Raw genomic sequence first — 23426 nt, 5'->3', positions numbered from 1 at the left:
GGCCGGTTATCCGTCTAACGACGCTCGATCGTCACCGATTCCAGAACCACGTCCTTGACCGGACGGTCGTTCCGGCCCGTCTCGGTCTTGGCGATCGCGTCGACCACCTCGGAGCCCTGTACGACCTCGCCGAAGATCGTGTGGCGGCCGTTCAGGTGCGAGGTCGGAACGACGGTCACGAAGAACTGCGAGCCGTTGGTGTTCGCGCCGGCGTTGGCCATCGCCAGGAGGTACGGCCGGTCGAAGCGCAGCTGCGGGTGGATCTCGTCCTCGAACTCATAGCCCGGGCCGCCGAAGCCCTGACCGAGCGGGTCGCCGCCCTGGATCATGAAGCCGTCGATGACCCGGTGGAAGATCGTGCCGTTGTAGAGCGGGGTCGTCGACCGCTGCCCGGTCTCGGGATGGGTCCACTCGATCGTCCCCTCGGCGAGACCGACGAAATTCTCGACGGTCTTGGGTGCCTTATCGGGGAACAGGCGGATGACGATGGGGCCCAGGGTGGTGTTCAGGGTCGCGATGAGCTCTCCGGCCATGGAGACCGCCTCCTAGTTTCGGGGTGTGCCCTCGGTGGGCGCGTCGGATACCTGTCACTGAAGTAGCCAACGCTACTTGTCTTCACCGGCGTCCCGGACGACCCCGGCATCATCGTCGCGGCGGCCGCACGACATCCGCCCCGGATGGCCGAACGGCATCCGACCGCGTCGGACGCAGGGCATCCGTCCCCGGCATGCGGTCCCGATACCCGTACGCGTGCGGTCCTGACGGCTGTACGGCGTGCGGTCCCGGCGGCCACAGGATCCCCCTACCCGGCCGCCGTACGGCAACCTCACGGATCCGGTGATTGACATCGCCTGCCGTGGGAACAGGTTGGTCGAGACCGCACATTACGGAGGGGTATCGATGTCCCTACGATCTATGACCGGAAGGAAGCCGCAGGTCAAGCTGCGCGGCTCACGGCTGACCCAGGCGCAGAAGCGCGCCCTGCGCAGCGCGCGGCAGCTGCGTCTCTCCGGGCTCAGCCGGGCGCAGAAACGCGCCATCCGATCGGCGCAGCTGACCGCTCAGCGGACGGCGCAGACGGCCCAGAGCGCCAGGCAGACCGCGCAGGGCGCCAGGCTGACGGCTCAGAGCGCCGCCCAGCGGACCGCGCAGCGAGTCGGCCCCACCGCGGGGCAGGCGCGCCAGATGGCCTCGATGGGCATGCAGAACGCCCGCGTCTGGAGCGCACCGCGGATCGAACGGGCCGGCGCGTACGTCGAGCGGGAGCTGGGCCCCCGGGTCGGTTCGATGCTCCGCCGGACGGCTGGGCGGGTCGAGCCGACGCAGCCTCGGCGCGGTCGGCGCGGCATGGCCGCCATGCTGCTGGCCGTCGGTGGTGCCCTCGGTGCCGCCGGTGCGATCGCGACGCGTCGCAACATGGCGCGCAAGCAGATCGACGAGTCCGAGGCACCGACCGAGCGTCTCTCCTCGGTGTCGGGTGACGAGGACGCGGAGGAGCGTGCGCACACGTCCTGACGGGTCCCGATCGGCGGCGAGCCCGGCTTCACGGCCGGGCTCGCCGCCGTTTTCGACGGCCGTGCGCAAGGCGCGGAGCTCTTTGCGGGACGCCGACGCGGGGCTCTCGCCGAGTGCGGGTGCTTCCTCGCATTCGCCGTACTTTGGGATCAAGGCGGACATGGTATGCCGTACCGTTTCCGGCATGTCGCTAAGGTCGTTGCTGGGTTCCGCGACCCGCAGAGTGGTGGCGGTGGCCCTGCACCGGGGCTTGGAGTGGGTCCGCCGGCACGGCGAGATCACTCCGAGCACCCCCGCGGGCCGGCGGTTCGGCTACCTGGGCAGGGGCGTCTGCATCGGCTTTCCCACGGGTGCGCTGTTCGGCGAGCCCTGGATTCACATCGGCGACGACACGCTCGTCGGCGTGCACGTCACGATCTCGGCCGGCTTCGGCCCCGGCCTCGATCTCGGCCCGGACCCCATCGTGAAGATCGGAAAGGCCTGCTCCATCGGGCGGGGCAGCCACATCGTCGGTCACGAGTCGATCGAGATCGGCGATGACGTCTTCACCGGGCCGTACGTCTACATCACCGACCAGAACCACGGCTACGCCGATCCGGACGTCCCCGTAGGCCGGCAGTGGCCGGTCAACGACGCGGTCGTCATCGGCGACGGCTGCTGGCTCGGCGCCGGCGCCATCATCCTGCCCGGCACCCGCCTGGGCCGGAACGTCGTCGTCGCCGGTGGCGCGGTCGTACGCGGGGAGTTCCCCGACCATGCCGTCATCGCCGGCGTGCCGGCCAAGGTGGTCCGGCACTACGACCCGGAGACCGGCTGGCGGCCGCCGCTGCCGGAGGTGCCACTGGACGAGGCGACACTGGCGGCCCTCGCCGACCTGCCGCCGATCCCGAAGCGGGACGAGCTGGCAAGCTGACCACTGGTCAAGAGTGGCTGCCGGTGACGAGGTCGGCGTACTCAGGGTGCCGCTTGATCCACGCCTTGGCGAACGGACACAGCGGCAGCACGCGCCGGCCCTCTTTCCGCCAGTCGTCGAGCGCGGTACGGACGAGCGCGCCGCCCACCCCGTGGCCCTCGAACTCGGGCGCCACCTCGGTGTGCGTGATGACGATGAGGCGGTTCTCGTCCCGGTAGTCCATGAGACCGGCGGGCCGGTCGTCGACCCGTGCCTCGTACCGGCCGTCGGCCTTGGTCACCGTGACGTCCATCGTTCCCCCATCGGTCGCTGCTCGGACCACCCATGATGCCGCGTAAGAGTCATCCACCGACATACGGCGGTGCGACGCCCCAGCCCCAGTGGGGCACGGGCGCCTGCTGCACGGGGTGGGCGCCCGGCTGTGAGTTGGCGAGGGCGAGACGGGTCCCCCACTCGATGTAGCCGACGAACGCCGCCCGGAACTCCGGGTCGTCCGGCAGGCCGACCTCGTCGGCGGCGTCGAGGAGAAGCCCGACCCACCGGCGGCGCTGCCGCTCGGTGATGCCCTTGCCCAGGTGCCGGCCCAGCATGTGGTGGTAGCCGCCGCGCTGCTCGGTGTAGCGCGCCGGTCCGCCGAACACCTCACTCAGCCATATCGCGACGTATTTCGGGTGCTCGGGGTCCATGTGCGCGAAGAGCGGCCCCACCAGGTCGTCCTTGAGAACCTCACGGTAGAACGCCGCGGTGAGCCGCTCGAAGGCCTCCGTCCCGCCGGCCCAGTCGTACAGGGTGGGCACCGATCCGCCGGTGCCCCTCACGGCGGTGCGCCGGTAGTGCCGCATCTCCTCGATCTGGTCGACATACGGCCGGATCTGCTCGAAGAACGCCGTGAAATTCGCGCTCTTCCGGAACCCGGCGAGATGCCCTTCTTCGGACGTCCAGACGATGCGCAGGATGTAGGACTGCTCGTCCTCGGTGCACTGGGTGAGTTCGTACTCCACGCACTGGGGTGCCGCGCCGAGCGGCACGGCGGCACGTGCGTACGCCGCCTCGAACTCGTCGCCCATGTCGGCGGGGACGCGGTAACGGATGTACTCGACGATCACGGTCTTCCTCCAGCCGCAGAGCCATGGGGTACTCATGTAATCATGTAATCGCCACTTAGGGGGCCGATCGTGAGCCTCAGGGCGTGAGGTTCAGTGCCTGCTCTCGCGTGATCCGGCGGCCCCGCGCGTACGCCGCCTCGAACGCGTCGGCGCCGAGAGCGGCCAGCGCGGCGGCTCGGGCCCGGTCGTGCTCCAGGCTCCACGGCGAGACGAAGCCCTGCAGGGCGTGCGCGCAGCCGAGGAGCTCCGCCGCCCTGGCGTGCTCGCCACGCGCCGCGGCCAGCGCCGCGATCCCTTCGACGATGGGTCCCACCGTCTGGTCGATCGGCAGCAGTCCGATGTCCTCGAGCATCGCCAGGGCCTCGGCGTGCCACCGGGCGGAGTCCTCCAGGTCGCCCTCCTGTTCGGCGAGGCAGCCGAGGCGGCCGAACGTCGTCGCCGCGGACGTCCCCATATCGACCCGGGCCTTCCTCGGCTCGATGGCCGCGCGTGCCCGCTCCAGCAGGTCCCTCGCCTCGCGCAGATCGCCGGCTCGACGCGCGAGCTCGCTCAGCCAGACGTGGCCGTACGCGATGAGGCCGTGCTCACCGATCCGCTCGCCGGCGCGCACCGCCCGCCGCAGTTCGGTCCGAGCCTGCTCGACGTCCCCCGCCTGGCCGTACGCCCTGCCGAGCTGGATCAGCAGCATCGCCCCCTGATCCGGGCTGATCCCCTCGGTGGCGTATCCGTAGGCCTCCCGCACGGCGGGTATCGCCTCTCCGGGCCGGTCTCCGGCCAGCGCGACCTCCGCGAGGACGCCCAGGCAGGTGACCATGCCCCAGCGTTCGCCGAGTTCATGGAAGCCCGCGTACGCCTCCGCCGCCTCGGCGTGGCACTCGTCGATCGCTCCCCGGTTCGCCGCGAGGTACGCGCGGACCGCGCCCGCCGCCGCCCGGGTCCAGGGATCGGGATGATCGGTGATCGCCCGCAGCCCGCGCAGGCAGCCCTCGACGTCGCCGCCGAAGATGGCGGCGAGTGGCCGACCGAGCGCCAGCACCGGATGGGCCGGGCGGTCGGGGACGTAGGAGACCGCCTCCGCCATCGCCGCGCGCAGGTCCTCCGTCTGCGGCCCGTCGCTGCGGGACATCTCCCGCACGAGCGCGGCCGTGAAGGCGCAGATGGCGTAGGCCTCCTCGGCGCCTTCCGGCGCGCGCTCGTCGGTGATCGCCCAGACCTCCTCCGCCCAGCCGCCGGCCTCCGCCTCGAGGTCCCGTGCGACCCAGGACCACGCCAGCGCACCGACGAAACGGACGGCCGTCGGCACGTCACGGGTGTCGATCGCATGGCGCAGCGCCGCGTTGCAGTTGTCGCGCTCGGCGCTCAGGCGCGCGGTCCAGTGCAGCTGATCGCGACGCCGCAGCTCCGGCTCCGCCCGCTCGGCGAGGTCCAGGAAGTACGCGGCGTGCGCGTCCTTCCACCGTTTCTCCTCGCCCGCCTCGGCGAGGCGTTCCGCAGCGTACGCCCGCACGGTCTCCAGCAGGCGGTACCGGACCTCGGAGTCGCCCTCCGCGACCACGAGCGACTTGTCGACCAGGGAGGCGATCACGTCGATGACGTGGTCGCCGAGGACCTCGTCGGCCGCCTCCGGCGTGACGCCCCCGGTGAACACCGAGAGCCGCCGCAGCATCCGGCGTTCGGCGTCGTCCAGCAGATCCCAGCTCCAGTCCACGATCGCCCGCAGCGTCCGGTGCTGCGGCAGCGCCGTACGGCTGCCGACGGTCAGCAACCGGAACCGGTCGTCGAGCCGGGACGCCACCTGTGCGGGTGTCAGCACCCGGAGCCGGGCCGCGGCCAGCTCGATGGCGAGCGGGATGCCGTCGAGGGCCCGGCAGACCTGGACGACGGGCCCGACGGTCTCGGGGTCGACCGCGAAACCGGGCCGGACGGCCGCCGCCCGGTCGGCGAACAATCGGATCGCGTCATGGGCCAGGGCCGTCTCGGCGTCGGCGTCCTCCGGAGGCAACGGCAGCGAGAGCACCGGGCACAGGGACTCGCCGGTGATGCCGAGGGGCTCGCGGCTGGTGATGAGGATCCGCACGCCCGGCGCCGCGGCCAGCACGCGATCCGCCAGCCGCGCGGCCGCTTCGACCAGGTGCTCGCAGTTGTCCAGCACGAGGAGCAGTCGCTTGTCCGCGAGGACGTCGACGAGCCGGTCGAGCGGCCAGACGATCTCCTTCGCGTCGATGAGCCGGATCGGCTCCGCGACGCCCATCGCCACCACGACGGCCTGCGGCACCTCGGCCGCATCCCGTACGGGCGCGAGCGGGACGAACCAGACACCGTCCGGCGTGGCGGCGATCGCCCTGGTCGCGGCCTCGATGGCCAGCCGGGTCTTGCCCGCTCCGCCGTGTCCGGTCAGCGTGACGAGCCGGGACCCGGCGAGCAGCTCACCGACGCGGTCCAGCTCGCGATCCCGGCCCACGAAGCTCGTGAGCTGGGCCGGCAGATTGCTGAGGCCCTTCGGCCGGTCGGGAGGCCCGCCCGGTGACGGGTCCCACCCAAGATCCACCGGTGCCGCCGACCCGCCCGTCTCGCCGCGCAGGATCGCCAGGTGCACCGCTGCCAACTGCGGCGACGGGTCGACGCCCAGCGCGTCGGCCAGTTCCCGCCGGGTCTCCTCGTACAGGGCGAGCGCGTCCGCCCGCCGTCCGGCCGCGGACAGCGCCCGCATGAGCTGCCCGCGCAGGCGTTCGCGCAGGGGGTGCCGTACGGCGAGCTCTTCGAGCTCGGGGACCAGCCCGTCTCCGTCGCCGAGGGCGAGCTCCGCGTCGACCCGATCCTCGATGGCGGAGATCCGCAGCTCCTCCAGGCGCGCGATCGGACCGGCGGCGAAGGCCGTGTCCGCGACGTCGGCGAGCGCCGGGCCGCGCCACAGGCCGAGGGCCTCGCGCAGCAACGCCACTCGGCATGCCGGATCGCCCTCGGCCCGGGCGGCCGCGACGAGACGCTCGAAGGCGACCGCGTCGACGTCGGCGGGATCGGCCGTCAGCCGGTAACCGCCCGGCGTCGAGACGACGGCGTCCCGGCCGCCGGTGCCGCGCAGCCGGGAGACCAGAGCCTGGAGCGCGTTGACGGCCCCGGCCGGAGCCGTGGTCTCCCACAGGTCCTCGATCAGCCGCTCGACCGGGACCGAACGGCCCGTGTCGAGCGCCAACCGGATCAACAGCGCGCGCAGCCGAGAGCCACCGATCTCGACGGGTCGGCCGGTGCCGTCGCGTACGTCCAGCGGCCCGAGTATGGCGATGCGCACGCCGCCATTGTCCCCATTCGCGGCACCGCTCGGTCGATCATCCCTCCGATGCGGCCGGGTCCGTATGCCCGCGTCATCCGGCGATCACCCGGTGTGCTTGGGTACTGATGTGATCACGGCTCATCTGCCCATCCTGTTCGGCGTCGGCGTCCTCGCCGGGGTGGTCAGTACCGTGGTGAGCCTCGCGTCGATCGTGTCCTATCCGGCCCTGCTGGCACTCGGGCTGCCGGCCCTCAGCGCGAACGTGACGAACACGGTGGCGCTGATGTTCACGGCGGTGGGCGCCACGGCCGGCTCGCAGCGGGAGCTCACCGGGCAGCGTGCCCGGGTGCTGCGCATGGGCGTGCTGACCGCACTCGGCGGCGCCACCGGCGCGGCGCTGTTGCTGGTGACGCCGGCGCGGATGTTCGAGCTGATCGCGCCGTGGCTGATCGCGGGTGCGTCCCTGATCCTGCTCGTGCAGCCGAAGGTCGGACGGCTCGCGGAACGTTCCAAAGGCGAGCACAGCCGACTGCTCCGCCTGGGACTGTTCACGGTCGCCGTCTACACCGGCTACTTCGGGGCGGCCGGCGGGATCCTGATGCTGGCCGTGCTCGCCGCGATGATCGATCTGCCGCTGGTCCGCGTCAACGCGATCAAGAACACCGTCGCGGGTCTGGCCAACGGCGTCGCCGCGCTGGGGTTCGCGCTGTTCGGGCCGGTGCAGTGGAGCGCCGCCCTCCCGCTGGCGGCGGGGTTCCTCGCGGGCGGCTGGATCGGGCCCTCCCTCGTGCGCCGTCTCCCCGGCGAGGCGCTGCGCGTCCTGGTCGCCGTGTGCGGAGTGGCCGTCGCGATCAAGCTCGGCGTCGACAGCTACACCTGAGCAACCGTCCGGAATCCCGGTACGGCCAATAAGATATATTTCCCTGCTTTTTAGGTAGGCATGGAATGATTACCTCATCGGTCGACGCCTGACGGGGAGGGCTGGATGGCGCTTCCGAACTTCCTGGTGATCGGTGCTCCCAAGGCGGGCACCACGGCACTGCACGCCGCACTGGCGCGCCACCCCGACCTGTTCATGTCCTCCGTCAAGGAGCCGAAGTTCTTCCTCACCGACGGGCCTCCGCCGACGCGGGGCGGCCCCGGCGACGCCCAGACGTACCGCGAGCACGTCTGGCGGCGGGAGAACTACGAGGCGCTGTTCGCAAGCGCCCCCGAGGGGACGCTCCGCGGGGAGAGCACGCCGTTCTACCTCCACGACCGGGACGCGCAGCTCCGCATCCGCGCGCTGATCCCGGACGTCAAGATGATCGCCCTGATCCGGGACCCGGTGGAGCGCGCCCACTCCAACTGGACGCACCTGTGGTCGGCGGGCCTCGAGCCGATCGACAACGTCGTCGACGCGTGCGCCGCCGAACCCGAGAGGATCGCGGCGGGCTGGGCGACGTTCTGGCGGTACGTCGAACTGGGCAGGTACGGCGAGCAACTCCAGCATCTCTACAAGGTGTTCCCGCGCGACCGGGTCCTCGTGCTCCGGTACCGGCGGATCCACCAGGACCCCGCGGCGACCCTCGACCTGATCTGCGCGTTCCTCGGCGTCCGCACCGGGGTGCTCGACTCGATCCCCCGCGAGAACGTCACGAACCACGTCGCCGACTCCCCGAGCACCCGGGCCCTGCGGCAGGTGCTGCGCGCCGGCGCCCGGATCGGCGGACGGATGCCCCTGCCCGCACGCCGGCTGGCCCGCGGTCCGCTGCTCGCCGTACTGCACCGCGAGCGACGCCCACGGCAGCCGCTGACCTGGGACGACCGGCGGCAGCTGATCCCCTACTTCGCCGACGACATCCGGCTGCTGGAAGAGACCACGGGCGAGGGCTACGGCGACTGGCTCAAGCCGCGATGAGCTCGGTGCGCAGCTCGTGCGCACCGTCCGGACGCGTCGCCTCGTAGTAGAGCCGCCATCCCGCGTCCTGGAGGGGAACGGCCACGAGGTAGCGCAGGCCCCCGCCGGCGTACGGCGAGGCGGCCGCCGGGCGGGTGCCCTGCGGCTCCAGCACGCCGAACCCGTCACCGATCGCGATGCCGGTCCGCTCCTCGTAGTTCTCCGCGGCGCTCGCCCGGCCGTCGTAGTAGGCGACGGTCTCCCCGCCGTCCGTGACGACGGACGAGATCCGCACGCCCCGCGAGTCCCAGTTGCCGGGGCGGCCCGCCAGCACCGTGCCGTGCCACGTCCACTCCAGGCCGTCGGCGCTGGTCGCGTAGTCGGTCACCATCTGGTCGGCCTCTTCCGGATCGGCGAGCGGGTGGCAGGACGCCCACAGGTGCCACTTGTCGCCCTGGCGGAGGACCACCGGGTCCTTGACCCCGATCAGGTCGCTGCCGGGAAGCACCACCTCGGCCGTTGCCGGGTCGAAGGACCGCGGGTCGGCCGCCTCCAGCACCTCCACCCGCCAGTGCTTGGTCCCCGGAGTGGCGCAGCTGAGGTACAGACGCCAGATGCCGTCCGGGGTCACGACGAGCGCGGGGCGCTCCAGCGACTCGGCCGCCATCTGATCACTGTCGATGACGCACAGCGTCTCCAGCCGTTCACCGTCGATCGCGCGGGCGACCACCACGGCGTACCCACGACCGTGCCCGATGGGACGGCGCAGGCGGTACGCGAGGTAGATCTCGCCGTCCGCGACACAGGCGCTGGGCGCTCCCGCCCAGTAACCGCCGCCCTCCTGAGGCGGGGGGACGACGACGCGGGACCGCTCGTACGACGGCAGGGGAAACGGCATGGGGTCCTCCCTCTGAGCGCGCCGGCGACGGGGCCGCACCGGCACGGGCGCGAGGCCATCCAGGCGACGCCCCTCGGCGCAGCCCGTGAGCGATGGCCGTTACCACGGTAACCGAGTATGGAAAGTAAATAAGCCGCTCAGCTGCGGTGATGTCAAAATCTACCCTCGGGCGTCGACCCTCGTCGGTCAGGCGACAGGGCTGTCGGGAGAGTCGAGATACACGTACTGGCGATCGGGGGTGACCGCGAGCCCGAAACGGCCCGTCGGCGGACGTCCGGTCTCGCCCCACCACTGGTAAGCGGCCTCGATCTCGGTCCACAGCGAGCGCGGACCCTGCTGACGCACCCGGTGCGTGACGGCACCGTCGGTGACCTCGACGCGCGCCCAGGAGGGACCGGAGAACGCCCAGAAGGCGAAGTCATCGCTGCCGTCATCGGCGTCTTCGAACTTCGTCGTCACATCGGGCACCCGCAGGCCGACCGCGAACGTGGCGTCGTAGTCGTCGAAGGCGACCGCGTCCGGATGCAGGGCCGTGGCCGACTCGGTCGCGCCCGCCAGATCCACCGGCGCCGCAGGCCGTGGCGCACGTTGCGCGCACAGCCACATGAACGCCACCGTGTTGTCGACGAACGGGCCGTACGCCGCGCCGTGGCCGTCGACCGTCAGGCGGGCCAGCGCACCATTGTCGTAGGCGTTGCCCCACGGGGTGAGGATCACCCCGCCTGGCCGGGTCTGCGCCACCCACTGATAGGGGACGGCGTGCACTGACGCGGTGGCGACGACCCGGTCATACGGCGCGCCCGGCGCGTACCCGTCCGCGCCGTCGCCGGTGACCACCAGGGCCGACACGCCAACCTCGGCGAGTGTCCGACGGGCCCGCTCGGCGAGATCGCGATCGACTTCGATCGTTGTGACGTTCTCGTCACCGACCATGTGGGCGAGGAGAGCCGCGTTCCATCCGGTACCGGCGCCGATCTCCAGGACCCGCATCCCGTACTCGACGTGAAGGTGGCCGAGCATCGTCGCGACGATGGACGGCTTGGAGATCGAGCTGGTGATCCGCCGGCCCGTTCCGGTGTCCTGTGCGGTGCCATCGTCGACCTGCGTGACGATCGCCTCGTTGGTGTACACGGTCGTCAGCCAGGCCGCAGGATCCTCATCACGTCGGCGCGGGCTCAAGACGCTCCCGTCGGCGTCGTCCCAGATGACGCCGGGCACGAACACGTGCCGGGGAGCGGTCAGGAACGCCGCGCGCCATTGGCCGGGCAGCGCACCGGCGGCCGTCAACTCATCGACGAGCCGCCGGTTCAGAGCTTCAGCATCGGTCATCTACCGCTGCTGTCCTTGCCCTTTGCGGGGTCCATGAGCGCAGTATATGACGCGGTGGAGAGCGGTGCATGACAGTTGCTCACGCGGTCAGTTGGGCGAGGTCTTCCTCGGTGAGGCGGGTTCCGGCGGCCGCGACGTTCTGCTCCAGGTGGTCGAGCGACCCGGTGCCGGGGATGGCGAGCAGCACGGGCGAGGCCGCCAGGAGCCAGGCGAGCGCCACCTGTTCGGGCGTGGCCTGGTGGCGGGCACCGACCTTCGCGAGCCGGTCCCGGTCGAGTGGCCGGTCGCCGCCGCCGAGCGGGAAGTACGGCACGAATGCCACGCCGAGTTCCTCACACTGCGCGAGCAGGCCGCCGTCGGCGCCGTGCTGGACGTGGAAGTGGTTCTGCACCGCCGTGACCGGGGCGATCGAACGGGCCTCGGCGAACTGCGCGGCGTCCACATTGCTCACGCCCAGATGGCGGATCAGTCCCTCCTCGCGCAGCCCGGCCAGGGCCTCGAACCGCTCGCCGATCGACTCTCCGCCGGGAGGCGTGAGGCCGCCGACCCGCAGGTAGACCAGGTCCAGGCGATCCAGGCCGAGCCGTCGCAGGTCCTCCTCCACCAGGCCGCGCAGCTGATCGGGGGTCGCCTGCCCGCTGGGGATCCCGTCCGGCCCCCGGAGCGGTCCGACCTTCGTCGCGATGACCAGGTCGTCGGCGTACGGGGACAGCGCCTCGCGGATCAGCTCATGAGCGCGTACGTCACCACGTTCGTAGAAGCCGGCCGTGTCGATGTGGTTCACGCCCAGCTCCACCGCGCGGCGCAGCACCGCGATGCCGGTCTCGGGGTCACGAGCCGGGCCCCGGAAGGTGCCCGTGGGGAGCCGCATCGCGCCGAAGCCGAGCCGGTTGACGCGCAGGTCCCCGCCGATGAGGAAATCGCCGCCCGCGGCGGCCGTCACGTTCGTCGTCATGTCTCCACCCTGACGCCGCCCTCCGGCCCCGGGCCAACGGCTGGCAGCAAGCTGCCATTGCCGCGCCGCGCCCGGATCGGGAGACTTGGTGGGGTGACGAGCGACCAGGTCATCACGGTCCGCGGGGAGCGCGAGCTCACCGCGCGGGCCGCCCATCTGTTCACCGGGGTGACGTCGGAGTTCATCTGCGCGGCCACGAACATGGACACCTGGTCGCACCCCGAGACCCGCAAGGCGATCGTCGCCCGGATGCGTCCCAGGCTCAGCGAGGGCGAGGTGATCGTGCGCAAGCTGTACACGCCCGCCGCGCTGGCCAATGAGGAGCAGCGGGATCACCTGCTCACGGTCGCGGGCATGGGCGCGCAGGTCCGCATCTGCGCCACGGGCCTGCCGCACGAGACGATCATCATCGACCGGCGGGTCATGATCCTGGCGGGAGCCGCCACGACCGGGGACCGGGAGTTCACCGTCACCACGTCACCGGCCCTCATCAGCGGTGTGCTGTCCCTGTTCGAGGCCACCTGGGAGGCCGCGACCGAGCTCACCGCGTATCTGCACCGTGACCCGCCTGAGGTGGACGCGGAGGGCAGGCGGATCCTGCAGGCGCTCGGCGACGGGCTCACCGACGAGGTCGCCGCGCGCCGGCTGGGGCTCTCGCTGCGGACGTACCGGCGGCGCGTGGCCGAGCTGATGCGGCTGCTGGGGTCCGAATCCCGGTTCCAGGCCGGCGTGCACGCCGGCGAGCTGGGCCTCATCCCCTGACCGAGACACCCCGCGCGCGGGCGAGACGGCCGAGGAGCTCCCATGTGCGCAGCCGGTCCTGGGGCGTTCCGAAGCCGGTGTTGGTGACCACGACGTCCGTGGCTCCGGCGGCGAAGTAGGCCTCGACGTACTCGGCGAGCGTGTCCTCGTCGCCGATCGCGGCGAGCTCGACGGCATGTCCGACGCCCTCTCGGTCGAGCACGGCGCGATACGACGGGATCGTCCTGTAGAAGGCGAGGGCCTGCTCAGCCCGGACCCGGGTCGACGCGGGATCGGCGGTGACCACACCGGGGAAGGCCGCGATGATTCGGGGAGCCGGCCGGCCGGCGGCCTCGGCCGCCTCGCTGACGATCGGCAGGATGTGGCCGGCGATCGTCTTCGGGCCGGCCAGGTAGGGCAGGGTGCCGTCGGCGAGTTCGCCGGTCGCGCGCAGCGCCTGGGGCCCCATCGCGGCCACGATGACGGGAACCGAGGGCTCCGCGCCGGGAACGCGCGCCGACCAGCCCTTGCCGGTGTCAGCGGTGAGCGTCGGGCCGTGCACGTCGGCCGTACCGTCGGCGAGCAGCGAGGCCAGCGCGGTGAGGTAGTCCCGCAGATGGCGGATCGGCCGGTCGTACGGGGCTCCGAAGACGCCGGTGACCATCGGTGCGGCGGACAGCCCGATGCCGAGGGTGAAGCGGCCGCCGGTCGCCGCCTGCGCCGTCTGTGCCTGTCCGGCCAGCACGATCGGGTGGCGCGGGTAGATGGGCACGACCGAGGTGCCGACCCGGATACCCGGCACCTCCCGGCCCACGAGACCGGCGACGGCGATCGCGTCGACGTCGAGCCGCTGCGCGAACCAGACCTCGTCCAGCCCTGCGGCGGCCGCTTGTCTCGCCTCGTCGATCAGTGTGTCGACGGCGTTCGCCGCAGCCGCGATGCCGTCCGGCCCTGCGGGAAGCGCGATCCCGATACCCATGTGATCCCCCATTGTTCGATAATCCCGAACTATGGAACGTTGATACCATGCTCGGGTTCGATCCGGTAGCCCGCGACGTGTGGAGAGGGAAGATGGCGCGTACGACACCGAAGCCCGCCGTCGACGACCTCGATCTGGCGACGATCCTCCACGCGCTCGGCGACCCGGTGCGCCTCGAACTGGTCCGCCGCCTCGCCGCCGACGGTGAGGTCGCGTGTAGCGCGCCGGACCTGCGCGTGCCGAAGTCGACGCTGTCCAACCACTGGCGGACACTCCGGGAGGCGGGGCTGACGTCGACGCGGATCGATGGACGGCACCGCTGGATGACCCTGCGGCGGGCGGACCTCGACGCACGTTTCCCCGGGCTGCTCGACGCGGTGCTCACCGTGTCCGCACCCGCAGGTCGCTGACCTGCCGGGCAGGCCTGCGGCGGGCTGCTGAGCGACCGCAGAACCACTGACCGACCGCCGGACCGCCGATACCCGCAAGATCACCGACCGTCGGACCATTCGGGATCCGGCACGAACGGCCGGGAATCGTGGGCGGCGCCGGTCAGGCGACGGCCAGGTCGTCCAGGGTCCGGCCGATGAGGGTGCTGATCTGCTCGGCGACACCGGGCGCGGCGGCGATGGTGGCGGTCGAGGTGGCGGTGTGCTCGCTGCCGTCGTGGTCGACCACGGTGGCTCCGGCCTCGCGGGCGATGACGACGCCCGCCGCGGTGTCCCACGGCTTGTTCGACATGCTCACGCTGACGTCCAGCCTGCCTTCGGCGACCCAGGCCAGGTCGATGGCCGAGGAACCGAGCATCCGCACCCGCTGGACCTCGGCGGCCAGGGCGGCGGTCAGGGCGAGCCGCAGGCGGTTCTTCTCCTCGGCGTCCGACCCGACCGCGTAGTCGCCGACGGCCACGATGGCGTCCTGCAGCGCGCTCGTCGCGCTCGCCGTGATGCGCCGCTCGCCGACGTGGGCGCCGGCGTGCTCGACGGCCGAGTAGCAGGTGCCGAGGAACGGGAGGTCGATCACTCCGAGGACGGCGCGGCCTCGGTGGAGCAGGCCCAGGGAGACGCCGCACAGCGGGAGTCCGTGGACGAAGTTGGCGGTGCCGTCGATCGGGTCGAGCGCCCACAGCAGGTCCCCGTCGGCGTCGCCGGTGACCCCTTCCTCCTCCCCGAGGATCGGCACGGCGGGCGCGCGGTCGCGCAGGTACGCCCGTACGGCGCGCTCGACGGCGTAGTCGAGGTCGCTGGCCATGTCCCGGTCGCCCTTGGCGGTGAGCAGGCCGGGTGCCCGGGAGCGGATGAGGTCGGCGGCGATCGTGACGGCGTCGAGAGCGACGGGTAGCAGCGCTCCGACTGGCGTCGTCATACCGGCCGACTCCGTTCCGACAATTCGCGGTAAATCTGCTCAAAGGTGTTATACAACCCCACTCCGCCAGCGTCACGGCGGAGCAAGAACGTCGGCGAGTCGACGCCGCGGGCCTGGGGCAGGTACGGCTGCATCACACACGTCGCGCCGTCGATCAGGACGATGCCGAATCGGATGGTCTCGTCGTACACGGCGAGCGACAGGCGGTCGCGGGCCTCGGCCGGGAGGCGGTCGCGTACGCGTGCCAGAACCTCGATGTTCAGTTTGGTGAGCGTGGACAGGTAGTGGTCGGTGTAGCCCTCTTCGCACTCCCGCGCCTTGATGGCGTCGCCGTCCGGATCGAGGAAAAGGCACTCCAGCCGAGTGCCGCTCTCGACGAGCCGGCGCAGCCGCTGGTCCGGATACTGCTGGCAGAGAAGGTTGAGCGAGAGCCCGGCCGCCCTGATGTCCTGCGCGTCGTCGAACATCACCTGCGGCGGCATGGCGTAGGTGAACTCCGCCCGGGTGGTGAAGACGGCGGCCACACCGGCCAGCGGCAGACCCGGACCGTCCAAGGCGATGAGCGGGAGGGGACCGTCGCGCGGAGGGGCCACGGCGCGGTCCACCCCGGGCGGGAGGTCGTCCGACCACGGCCCGAACAGCTGGTCGGCGGTCCACCCGGGGAACATGGTCTCCAGGACGCGGCAGTGATCGGTGTAGGGCAGCCGTTTGAGCCCGCCGGAGATCCAGCGGTGCAACTGCGCACGGCTCGGAGCGGTGCCGACGAGGTCGCGGTCCACCTTTCTGGCGGCGTTCTCGTACGCGGCACGAAACATCCCATACCGCATTAATTGCCGCTGTTGCACCAGAATTCGGAGCAAAGTGGGTTGCCGTTCTGCACTTTCGTCCACACGGTCAGCCTAGCCAGCATTTATCCCCACGACGAGACAAATCCGAGACGGAGACAAGACATTGGCGTCGAAAAAGCGTCTTGCATGGCATCGAGACGAAACACCAATAAGAAGGATGCTATGACCGGCGGGTGAGACAGCTGTTCCCGGGGGCGTTGGAGGGCGGCGGCGGTGTACGCCGATCACAGTGAAAAAGTGCGGCTTCTCGTATCCTTGTGCCGTGAACTGGCCAGACTCGGGTTGCCTTCGATGATGAGTGATGCCAGGCCGGCGCTGTCGGTGCACGGCGGTCCCATGGATCCCCGAGTATGGATATCCGTGAGCGCGTGCGGGGAATTCTTCGAATGGTGCCCGTGGTCCGGAGATCGACTACCGGCCACGGACCCGGAAACGGCCGCCGAACGCATCGCGGCACATCTGCGCACCGACGTCGATCACCACGCGGCCTCGGCCGAACACTCGTCATGAACGGGTCGCGGCGATCGGCGCCGTTCAGTGCGGGATGCCGCCGATGATGTCGTGGGCGCCCTTGCGTACGAGTGTCGCGGCGACGTAGGCGCCGAGCTCGGGCGCGCGGTCGGGCTTGTCCCACTCGTGGGCGTAGGCGAAGGTGCCGCCGTCCGGAGAGAACACCATGCCGATCAGCGACAGCCGCCCGTCGCCGGCGGTGGTGCAGTGCCCGGCGATCGGACTGTTGCAGTGCCCTTGCAGGTCCTGCAGCATCGTGCGCTCGGCCGTCACGTGGGTGCGTGTCTCGGCGTGGTCCAGCAGCCGTACGAGCTCCATGACGCCCGTGTCGGCGGTGCGGCACTGAACGCCGATGACGCCGGCACCGATGGCCGGGCACATCGTCTCCACCGGCAACACCTGCCCAACGCGGTCTTCCATGCCGATACGGCGCAGCCCGGCTCGGGCGAGGATCATCGCGTCGAACTGCTGCTCGGTGTCGAACCGGGCGAGCCGGGAGTTGACGTTGCCGCGGATCCGATCGACGCGCAGATCCGGGCGCACCCGCAGAATCTGCGCCTTGCGCCGTACCGCGCTGGTGGCCACGCGCGCGCCGGCCGGGAGCTCATCGACGCTCCCGTACGGCGAACCGGAGGGGAAGACGATGACGTCGTGAGCGTCCTCGCGTTCCAGGTAGGCGGCGAAGGCCGTGCCCTCGGGCAGTGGGACGTCGCCGGGGACGTCCTTCATGCAGTGGACCGCGATGTCGATGTCGCCGCTCAGCAGATGGCGGTCGATCTCCTTCAGGAACGCGCTCTTGCCGCCGAGCTCGGCGAGGTCGCCCTGCCAGCGGTCGCCGGAGGTCTGGATGCCGACGATCTCGGCTTCGAGCCCGTCGACCTGGCCGGTGAGCAGATCGCGGACCTGGTTGGCCTGAGCCAGTGCCATCGGCGAGGTCCGTGAGCCGATGCGAATACGAAGATCGGGCAGCATCCGACCACGGTAGTCGGGCCGTCTGCCCGGCGTTGCAGCGGTCGGCGCATCGGCGTGATGAGGTCATTTTTCGCTGGTCGCACCTTCCCGAGCCCGGGCCGAGACGGCGCTCTATCCGCGATCTGAACTGGCCGTGCCGCTCGAGGTCGCTTCGGTGTTGGAGTGGAGGACCTCGCGGGCCTGGTCGGCGGCGCGGGCGAGGCTTTCGCCGACGAAGTCGGAGAAGCGGGCGACGTTCTCCAGACGAACGGCGGCTGGGGTGCCGGGGCCGAGCACGCGGACGCCCTCCCGGAAGATCTCGGCCTGCTGGGTGAGGGCCCGGGCGCTGGCGATCGTCGACTGGTAATAGAGGTCGTCGTCGACGACATAGCGGTCGCGGCGGCCTTCGTCGCGTTCCCGGCGGACGAGGTCCTGGCTCTCGAGGAACGCGATCGCTTTGGAGATGGACGCCGGGCTGACCTGGAGGCGCTGGACGAGTTCGGACGCGGTGAGGCTGCCGGAGTCCGTGGTGTAAAGGGCGACCAGCACCCGGGCCATCATCTTGTTGGACAGGCCCGATTCCATGAGGACGGTGGTGACCATCTCCTCGTACTCGCGCAGGGCCTCGGCGTCGCGTCCGTGTGGCTGGGGGACCGCCTCCGACGCTCGGGTGGAGGCGGGCCTGCGCCGGCGGGTGCGGCGTTCGGTGGCGCGGTGGGCCATCTCGGCGCGGTAGCCGGCGGGGCCGCCGTTGCGCATCACCTCACGCGTGATCGTCGAGGTGGGACGGTCCAGACGTCGGGCGATCTCGGCGTAGGCCAGACCGTCGGCCAACCCCACCGCGATCTGCTGGCGGTCCTGCTGGGTGAGCCTACCTCCGGGCATCGCGATCTCCTTCGTGTCGCTTCGATGCCCTCACCCTAGCGTTCACTCTCAATCGGTTGCAACGAACAGATGTCGCTTGTTGCATTACCGGCCAGGATCATCGCAACGAAATTCCGATTCCTACCTGCATAAACTCTGTTTACATGCAAAGATCTCGTTGCCGAATCTGGAAAGGCAACGTAGCGTTTGCGATGTCAGAAACGAAGTAGCGCAGAGCGCAGGGAGCACACAATGAACAAGTACGACACCCCCACCCCGATCACCGCCGTCCTGCACATCCCCGCCGGACGCGTCCAGTTCATCGCCGCCGACCGCACCGACACCACCGTCGAGGTCCTGCCCACCAACGCCTCCAAGAGCCGCGATGTGAAGGCCGCCGAGCAGACCACGGTCGAGTACGCCGACGGCGTCCTGCGGATCGAGACTCAGGCGGCGAAGAACCAGTACCTCGGCCCGTCCGGATCCGTCGAGGTCACGGTCCAGCTGCCCACCGGTTCTCAGGTCGAGGCCAAGACGGCCAGCGTCGAACTGCGGACCGTCGGCCGCCTCGGCGACGTCACCTTCGAAGGCGCCTACCGCCAGATCAAGCTCGACGAGACCGCGAGCCTCCGCCTCACCGCGACCGACGGCGACGTCGAGGTCGGCCGCCTGAACGGCCCCGCCGACATCAGCACCGCACGAGGCGACATCACCATCGCCGAAGCCACCCGCGGCAAGGTCGTCCTGGCCACCCACTCCGGCGACATCTCCATCACCGCCGCGCCCGGCGTCTCAGCCGCCCTGGACGCCGGCACCTCCCACGGCCGCATCACCAACGCCCTCAAGAACGACGGCACCGCCGACCTGGACATCCACGCCACCACCTCCAACGGCGACATCACCGCCCGCAGCCTCTAAGGAACAGCATCATGACGAACCTGGCCATCGCGGCGAACGGGCTGCGCAAGTCCTACCGCGACAAGACCGGCGAAAAGGTGGTGCTCGACGGCATCGACCTGAACGTCCCCGAAGGAACGATCTTCTCCCTGCTCGGCCCCAACGGCGCGGGCAAGACCACCACCGTCCAGATCCTGTCCACCCTGATCCGCGCCGACGGCGGCACCGCCCAGGTGGCCGGCCACGACCTGGCCCGTAAACCCGACGACGTGCGCGGGGCGATCGGCGTCACCGGCCAGTACTCGGCCGTCGACAAGCTGCTCACCGGCGAGGAGAACCTGCTCCTCATGGCCGACCTCAAGCACCTGTCCCGCCGGGACGGCAAGCGCAAGGCCGCCGAGCTGCTGGAGCGCTTCGACCTGGTGGAGGCGGCGCGCAAAACCGCCGGAACCTACTCCGGCGGCATGCAACGCCGGCTCGACCTGGCGATGACCCTGGTCGGCGACCCCCACCTGATCTTCCTGGACGAGCCCACCACCGGGCTGGACCCGCGCAGCCGCCGCTCCATGTGGGGCATCGTCCGCGAACTCGTCGCCGGCGGCGTCACCATCTTCCTCACCACGCAGTACCTGGAAGAGGCCGACGAACTCGCCGACCAGATCGCCGTTCTCGAGGGCGGACGGCTGATCGCCGAAGGCACCCCCGAACAGCTCAAGCGGCTCATCCCCGGCGGCCACGTGTCGCTGCGGTTCACCGACGACGACGCGCTCAAGGGCGCACTCGGCGCGCTCGGCCAGGGCTTCGTGGACCCCTCCGACGACGACCGGCTGACGCTGCAGGTCCCGTCGGACGGCGGTGTCGCGTCACTGCGCGAACTGCTCGCCCGGCTGGACGCGGCGGGCATCGAACCGGCCGACCTCAGCGTGCACACCCCCGACCTCGACGACGTCTTCCTCACCCTCACCGGCCAGAAGCAGGAGGCCACCCGATGAGCACCCTCACCCTCTCCATGCGCGACTCGGCCACCATGACCCGGCGGCAACTCAAGCGCCTGCTCCGCTACCCGTCCATGACCGTGCAGCTGATCATCACGCCCGTCATCATCCTGCTGCTGTTCGTCTACGTCTTCGGCGGCACGCTCGGCCACGGGATCGGTGGCGGCCGCCACACCTACGTCAACTACGTCATCCCCGGCATCCTGCTCATGGCGGCCGCCACCGCCGCGACCGGAACCGCCGTCATGGTCGCCACCGACATGACCGAAGGCATCATCGCCCGCTTCCGCACCATGCGGATCTCCCGGGCATCGGTCCTGACCGGCCACGTCGTCGCCAGCGTCATCCAACAACTCCTCGGCATGGCCGTCGTCATCGGCATCGCCCTGGCGATCGGGTTCCGCCCCAAGGCCACCGCCGCCGAATGGCTGGAGGCCGCCGGCCTGCTCACCCTGTTCGTCGTGGCCATCACCTGGCTGTCGGTGGCCCTCGGCCTGAAGTCCTCGACCCCCGAGGCCGCCAGCAACGCCCCGATGCCCCTGGTCTTCCTGCCCTTTCTCGGCAGCGGCTTCGTCCCCACCGACTCCATGCCCACCGCCCTGCGCTGGTTCGCCGAGTACCAGCCCTTCACCCCGATCATGCAGACCGTCCGCGGCCTGCTCCTCGGCACCCCGATCGGCAACAACGCCGCCATCGCCACCGCCTGGTGCGCCGGCATCGCCGCCGTCTCCTACCTCTGGGCCAAGAAGACCTTCAACAAGGCCTGACCATGAACCGGCCGAACAGGGCCGTCAGACCAACCGGTCTGACGGCCCTGAGCCTTTTCCGCCCGTCGCACCGGGTGTCAGTGCGCGAGCACGTCCGGAAAGCCGAACGCCGCGACCAGCGCGGGATCATGGAACTTGATCACGCGAGAGACGCCGGTGGCGGTGGGGGCCAGCACCACGGCGCCGTCGGCTCGGAGCGCGCCGTCCGCATCCCGGTGGTACACGACGGCGGCGGGTTGGCCGTTCGCCGCGGTGGCGATCATCCGCCAATCGCCCGGTGTGCCCAGCACGTACGCGTCGAGCATGTGGATGCACATCGCCCGGCCCGCCTGCCATTCGCGGAACGGCGTCGCCTCCAGCGTGGCGTCCATGCGCAGCACTTGTTCCAGCAGGCCGGCATCGGAGTGCTCGAAGGCTGCGATGTAGCCGTCGAGAAGCGCGCGTGCCCGTTGGTCGGTCGGTTCGAGCAGTTCCTCGGGCTCCGGCCCCAATTCGTCCAGCCGGGCACGGGCGCGCTGCAGACCGCTCTTGACCGCAGCCGTGGTGGTGTCGAGGATCTCCGCGGTCTCGGCCGCCGAGAACGCCAGCACCTCGCGCAGGATGAGGATCGCACGTTGGCGGGAGGGCAGGTGCTGCAGGCTGGCGATGAGCGCCAGCCGCAGCGACTCGCGTTCGACCACCACCGCGGCCGGATCGTCGGCCGGCGGGGCGATCGATGCGTCCGGCAGCGGTTCCAGCCACGAGACCTCGCCCGGAGCGACGGGACTCGGCGGACGATCGGGTCTGTCGTACGGGCCTGCCAGACCTGAGGGCAGCACCCGCATCGGGCGCGGCTTCAACGCCGTCAGGCAGACATTGGTAGCGATCTTGTAGAGCCAGGACCGAATCGACGCTCGACCGTCGAATCCGGAGTAGGACCGCCACGCCCGCAGATAGCTCTCCTGCACCAAGTCCTCGGCGTCGTGTGCCGAGCCGACCATGCGGTAGCAGTGCGCCAGCAACTCCCGGCGGAACGGCTCAGTCTCGGCGGTGAACCGGTCTTGATTCGGTGCCGCCCGCAGCTCGGATGTCACGCCGCGACCCTAATACGGCAATTCCTCTGGGCGTGGTCCACGTGCCGACGCGATCAGATCTCGTCGAGCTGGAGGATCATGGCGCGGAAGGTCGTGTAGCGGGCCAGGTTCGCCGCGGCATCCTCGGCGGTGCGCCGGCCGATCTCGGATCCGAGCGCGGCTTCCAGCGCGGCCATGTCGTCCCAGTCCAGCATCACGACCATGTAGCACGGCTCGCCGATCACGGCTGCCGGCTCATGACTGCGCGTGTAACGACGCAGGCCCGGAAACTGTTTCGCCAACGGGATGTGGACATCGTTGTAGTGACGTTCGAACGCCTCGACGTCGGAGGGGGTGTCGTACAGCACGACGAATCGCGCCGTCTGCGTGGCGGCCGGGTCCACGGTTGCGGTCATCTGTTTCAACTCCTGCCGTGCGGTGCGCGGCGTCACCGGTTCGGTACTAGGGGTTTTCTCAGGGCAGCAGGGCGAGTTTGCCGACGGTGGCCCTGGCTTCGAGTTCCGTCAGCGCTTTCGGGCCGTCGGCCAGTTCGTACCCGGTCGGCAGGCCGGGGGCGAGCACGCCGGCCGCGATCAGCGCGGACAGCTCACCCATCAGCTCACCGAAGATCTGCGGTGCGGCCTGGATCAGCACGCCGATATTGAGGCCGATGATGTGGACCTGGTGCTTGTACACCAGCTCCCAGTTGGTGATCGGGGCTTCGCCGCCTGCCAGGCCGTAGACGATGACCCGGCCCGTGACCCGCTTGGCCGCGGCCAGGCTGGCGGCGAAGGTGGCGCCGCCGGCCGACTCCAGAACCACATCGACGCCGGAACCGCCGGTCAGCTCCGTCACCTCGGCGGCGAGGTCGCCGCCGACAGAGTCCAGGACGTGGTCGGCTCCCAGTGCCAGCACCGTCTCGTGCTTGCCCGGCGAGGCGGTGGCGATGACCGTCGCACCGTAGTGCTTGGCCATTTTCACCGCGGCCTGGCCGGTCCCGCCCGCCGCGGCGTGGATCAGCACAGTCTGCCCGGCAGCGATGCCGCCCAGCGGCTTGAGCGCGGCGAGCGCGGTGGGCCAGTTCACGACCAGACCGAGCGCCTGCTGCTCCGTCCAGCCCGCGGGCACCGGTACCGCCGCAGCCGCGGGCAGGACCATGTACTCGGCGAAAGCCCCGGTTCCGACGCCGACGACGCGGGCCCCCGGTCGCGGGCCGGTCACCGCCTCGCCCACCGCGACGACCTCACCGGCGGCCTCGAAACCCGCCAGGTACGGCGGCCGCGGGCCGCCTGCGAACGTGCCGTGGGCCTTCGAGATGTCGGCGAAGTTGACCCCGGCTGCGGTGACGCGGATCAGGACCTCGCCCTGGCCGGGGCTCGGCACTGGCGCGTCGGTGATCAGCCGCATGTCCTGCGGGCCGTTGAGGGACGTCTGCTGCAGCGCGCGCATGGTCGCGGGAATGCCCATTGGCGATCAGTCTTTCTTTCTCGGCGTACATAGAGAGACCGACCGGCCCGTCGCGCGGCCCGCGCCTCCCACCATGTAGACCTCGGCCACCGCAGAAAGGAATCGATCGCTCCCGAACCGCACG

At 70.6% G+C, this 23426-nt stretch carries 24 protein-coding genes; 9 read left to right on the top strand and 15 right to left on the bottom strand.

Annotated elements, in window-relative coordinates; all coding sequences use genetic code 11:
- Positions 1 to 14: 14 nt before the first annotated feature.
- Positions 15 to 533: a peptidylprolyl isomerase gene (locus ACQP2O_RS00415; RefSeq protein ID WP_433179083.1), complete on the bottom strand. Its 519-nt coding sequence runs from the start codon at positions 531 to 533 to the stop codon at positions 15 to 17.
- 367 nt (positions 534 to 900) lie between these two features.
- Here ACQP2O_RS00415 and ACQP2O_RS00410 point away from each other — a divergent pair, with 367 nt between their 5' ends.
- Positions 901 to 1515 carry a hypothetical protein gene (locus ACQP2O_RS00410; protein ID WP_433179081.1) on the top strand — a complete coding sequence of 205 codons (615 nt, stop codon included), beginning with the start codon at positions 901 to 903 and terminating at the stop codon, positions 1513 to 1515.
- A gap of 184 nt (positions 1516 to 1699) precedes the next feature.
- Positions 1700 to 2428 carry an acyltransferase gene (locus ACQP2O_RS00405; protein WP_433179079.1) on the top strand — a complete coding sequence of 243 codons (729 nt, stop codon included), beginning with the start codon at positions 1700 to 1702 and terminating at the stop codon, positions 2426 to 2428.
- A gap of 7 nt (positions 2429 to 2435) precedes the next feature.
- On the opposite strand, the gene ACQP2O_RS00400 is transcribed toward ACQP2O_RS00405, so the two are convergent.
- From ACQP2O_RS00400 to ACQP2O_RS00390, 3 genes are read right to left on the bottom strand one after another with little or no spacing between them, the layout of a single operon-like run.
- Positions 2436 to 2720, bottom strand: a complete 285-nt coding sequence (locus ACQP2O_RS00400) for a GNAT family N-acetyltransferase (protein WP_433179077.1) — start codon at positions 2718 to 2720, stop codon at positions 2436 to 2438.
- Between the two features lie 49 nt (positions 2721 to 2769).
- On the bottom strand, positions 2770 to 3570 hold the full coding sequence (locus tag ACQP2O_RS00395; protein ID WP_433179075.1) for a group II truncated hemoglobin: 801 nt from the start codon (positions 3568 to 3570) through the stop codon (positions 2770 to 2772).
- 40 nt (positions 3571 to 3610) lie between these two features.
- Complete coding sequence (locus tag ACQP2O_RS00390; RefSeq protein WP_433179073.1) at positions 3611 to 6823, bottom strand: ATP-binding protein; 3213 nt, start codon at positions 6821 to 6823, stop codon at positions 3611 to 3613.
- Positions 6824 to 6932: 109 nt separating this feature from the next.
- On the opposite strand from ACQP2O_RS00390, the gene ACQP2O_RS00385 reads away from it, so the two are divergent.
- Both ACQP2O_RS00385 and ACQP2O_RS00380 read left to right on the top strand, forming a co-directional pair.
- On the top strand, positions 6933 to 7685 hold the full coding sequence (locus ACQP2O_RS00385) for a sulfite exporter TauE/SafE family protein (RefSeq protein ID WP_433179071.1): 753 nt from the start codon (positions 6933 to 6935) through the stop codon (positions 7683 to 7685).
- A 105-nt stretch (positions 7686 to 7790) separates the two neighbouring features.
- Positions 7791 to 8705, top strand: a complete 915-nt coding sequence (locus ACQP2O_RS00380; protein ID WP_433179069.1) for a sulfotransferase family protein — start codon at positions 7791 to 7793, stop codon at positions 8703 to 8705.
- Here the strand turns inward: ACQP2O_RS00380 and ACQP2O_RS00375 are convergent.
- The 3 genes from ACQP2O_RS00375 to ACQP2O_RS00365 all read right to left on the bottom strand — a co-directional run bounded on the left by ACQP2O_RS00375 (position 8692) and on the right by ACQP2O_RS00365 (position 11866).
- Positions 8692 to 9582: a hypothetical protein gene (locus tag ACQP2O_RS00375; RefSeq protein WP_433179067.1), complete on the bottom strand. Its 891-nt coding sequence runs from the start codon at positions 9580 to 9582 to the stop codon at positions 8692 to 8694. The two genes, ACQP2O_RS00380 and ACQP2O_RS00375, sit on opposite strands and share 14 nt — an antisense overlap.
- Before the next feature lie 186 nt (positions 9583 to 9768).
- Entirely contained in the window at positions 9769 to 10911 is a 1143-nt protein-coding gene (locus ACQP2O_RS00370; protein ID WP_433179064.1) for a methyltransferase domain-containing protein, read from the bottom strand.
- A 79-nt stretch (positions 10912 to 10990) separates the two neighbouring features.
- Complete coding sequence (locus tag ACQP2O_RS00365; protein ID WP_433179062.1) at positions 10991 to 11866, bottom strand: oxidoreductase; 876 nt, start codon at positions 11864 to 11866, stop codon at positions 10991 to 10993.
- 93 nt (positions 11867 to 11959) lie between these two features.
- Between ACQP2O_RS00365 and ACQP2O_RS00360 the strand changes: the two genes are divergently transcribed.
- Positions 11960 to 12628: a DNA-binding response regulator gene (locus tag ACQP2O_RS00360; RefSeq protein WP_433179060.1), complete on the top strand. Its 669-nt coding sequence runs from the start codon at positions 11960 to 11962 to the stop codon at positions 12626 to 12628.
- On the opposite strand, the gene ACQP2O_RS00355 is transcribed toward ACQP2O_RS00360, so the two are convergent.
- Positions 12618 to 13586 (bottom strand): TIGR03564 family F420-dependent LLM class oxidoreductase, encoded by a 969-nt coding sequence (locus tag ACQP2O_RS00355; RefSeq protein ID WP_433179059.1) that lies wholly within the window; start codon positions 13584 to 13586, stop codon positions 12618 to 12620. The two genes, ACQP2O_RS00360 and ACQP2O_RS00355, sit on opposite strands and share 11 nt — an antisense overlap.
- A gap of 92 nt (positions 13587 to 13678) precedes the next feature.
- Here ACQP2O_RS00355 and ACQP2O_RS00350 point away from each other — a divergent pair, with 92 nt between their 5' ends.
- The gene (locus ACQP2O_RS00350) at positions 13679 to 13996 is read left to right on the top strand and encodes an ArsR/SmtB family transcription factor (RefSeq protein WP_433179057.1); all 318 of its coding nucleotides are present in this window, start codon (positions 13679 to 13681) and stop codon (positions 13994 to 13996) included.
- Between the two features lie 142 nt (positions 13997 to 14138).
- On the opposite strand, the gene ACQP2O_RS00345 is transcribed toward ACQP2O_RS00350, so the two are convergent.
- The 4 genes from ACQP2O_RS00345 to ACQP2O_RS00330 all read right to left on the bottom strand — a co-directional run bounded on the left by ACQP2O_RS00345 (position 14139) and on the right by ACQP2O_RS00330 (position 18145).
- Positions 14139 to 14951 carry an inositol monophosphatase family protein gene (locus ACQP2O_RS00345; protein WP_433179055.1) on the bottom strand — a complete coding sequence of 271 codons (813 nt, stop codon included), beginning with the start codon at positions 14949 to 14951 and terminating at the stop codon, positions 14139 to 14141.
- The gene (locus ACQP2O_RS00340) at positions 14948 to 15766 is read right to left on the bottom strand and encodes a DUF5919 domain-containing protein (protein WP_433179053.1); all 819 of its coding nucleotides are present in this window, start codon (positions 15764 to 15766) and stop codon (positions 14948 to 14950) included. The genes ACQP2O_RS00345 and ACQP2O_RS00340 overlap by 4 nt, the downstream gene beginning before the upstream one ends.
- A 567-nt stretch (positions 15767 to 16333) precedes the next feature.
- Positions 16334 to 17281: a hydroxymethylbilane synthase gene (hemC, locus tag ACQP2O_RS00335; RefSeq protein WP_433179051.1), complete on the bottom strand. Its 948-nt coding sequence runs from the start codon at positions 17279 to 17281 to the stop codon at positions 16334 to 16336.
- A gap of 111 nt (positions 17282 to 17392) precedes the next feature.
- Positions 17393 to 18145 (bottom strand): helix-turn-helix domain-containing protein, encoded by a 753-nt coding sequence (locus ACQP2O_RS00330; RefSeq protein ID WP_433179048.1) that lies wholly within the window; start codon positions 18143 to 18145, stop codon positions 17393 to 17395.
- 231 nt (positions 18146 to 18376) lie between these two features.
- On the opposite strand from ACQP2O_RS00330, the gene ACQP2O_RS00325 reads away from it, so the two are divergent.
- Genes ACQP2O_RS00325 through ACQP2O_RS00315 form a run of 3 tightly spaced genes read left to right on the top strand, consistent with a single transcriptional unit; the run spans position 18377 to position 20783 of the window.
- The gene (locus ACQP2O_RS00325; RefSeq protein ID WP_433179046.1) at positions 18377 to 19042 is read left to right on the top strand and encodes a DUF4097 family beta strand repeat-containing protein; all 666 of its coding nucleotides are present in this window, start codon (positions 18377 to 18379) and stop codon (positions 19040 to 19042) included.
- 11 nt (positions 19043 to 19053) lie between these two features.
- Positions 19054 to 20013, top strand: a complete 960-nt coding sequence (locus tag ACQP2O_RS00320) for an ATP-binding cassette domain-containing protein (protein ID WP_433179044.1) — start codon at positions 19054 to 19056, stop codon at positions 20011 to 20013.
- Positions 20010 to 20783 (top strand): ABC transporter permease, encoded by a 774-nt coding sequence (locus ACQP2O_RS00315; protein WP_433179042.1) that lies wholly within the window; start codon positions 20010 to 20012, stop codon positions 20781 to 20783. The genes ACQP2O_RS00320 and ACQP2O_RS00315 overlap by 4 nt, the downstream gene beginning before the upstream one ends.
- Before the next feature lie 77 nt (positions 20784 to 20860).
- Here the strand turns inward: ACQP2O_RS00315 and ACQP2O_RS00310 are convergent, their stop codons facing one another.
- Genes ACQP2O_RS00310 through ACQP2O_RS00300 form a run of 3 tightly spaced genes read right to left on the bottom strand, consistent with a single transcriptional unit; the run spans position 20861 to position 23302 of the window.
- Positions 20861 to 21856: an RNA polymerase subunit sigma-70 gene (locus ACQP2O_RS00310; protein ID WP_433179040.1), complete on the bottom strand. Its 996-nt coding sequence runs from the start codon at positions 21854 to 21856 to the stop codon at positions 20861 to 20863.
- A gap of 53 nt (positions 21857 to 21909) precedes the next feature.
- Positions 21910 to 22287, bottom strand: coding sequence for an EthD family reductase (locus tag ACQP2O_RS00305; RefSeq protein WP_433179038.1), 378 nt, complete (start codon positions 22285 to 22287; stop codon positions 21910 to 21912).
- Between the two features lie 22 nt (positions 22288 to 22309).
- Positions 22310 to 23302, bottom strand: coding sequence for a zinc-binding dehydrogenase (locus ACQP2O_RS00300; protein ID WP_433179036.1), 993 nt, complete (start codon positions 23300 to 23302; stop codon positions 22310 to 22312).
- Positions 23303 to 23426: the final 124 nt, after the last annotated feature.

It is taken from the genome of Actinoallomurus sp. CA-150999 (genome assembly GCF_050942425.1).
In the GTDB taxonomy this organism is placed as follows: domain Bacteria; phylum Actinomycetota; class Actinomycetes; order Streptosporangiales; family Streptosporangiaceae; genus Actinoallomurus.
Note: the sequence above shows the minus strand (reverse complement) of the source record. Positions and strands in the feature narration are given on the sequence as shown.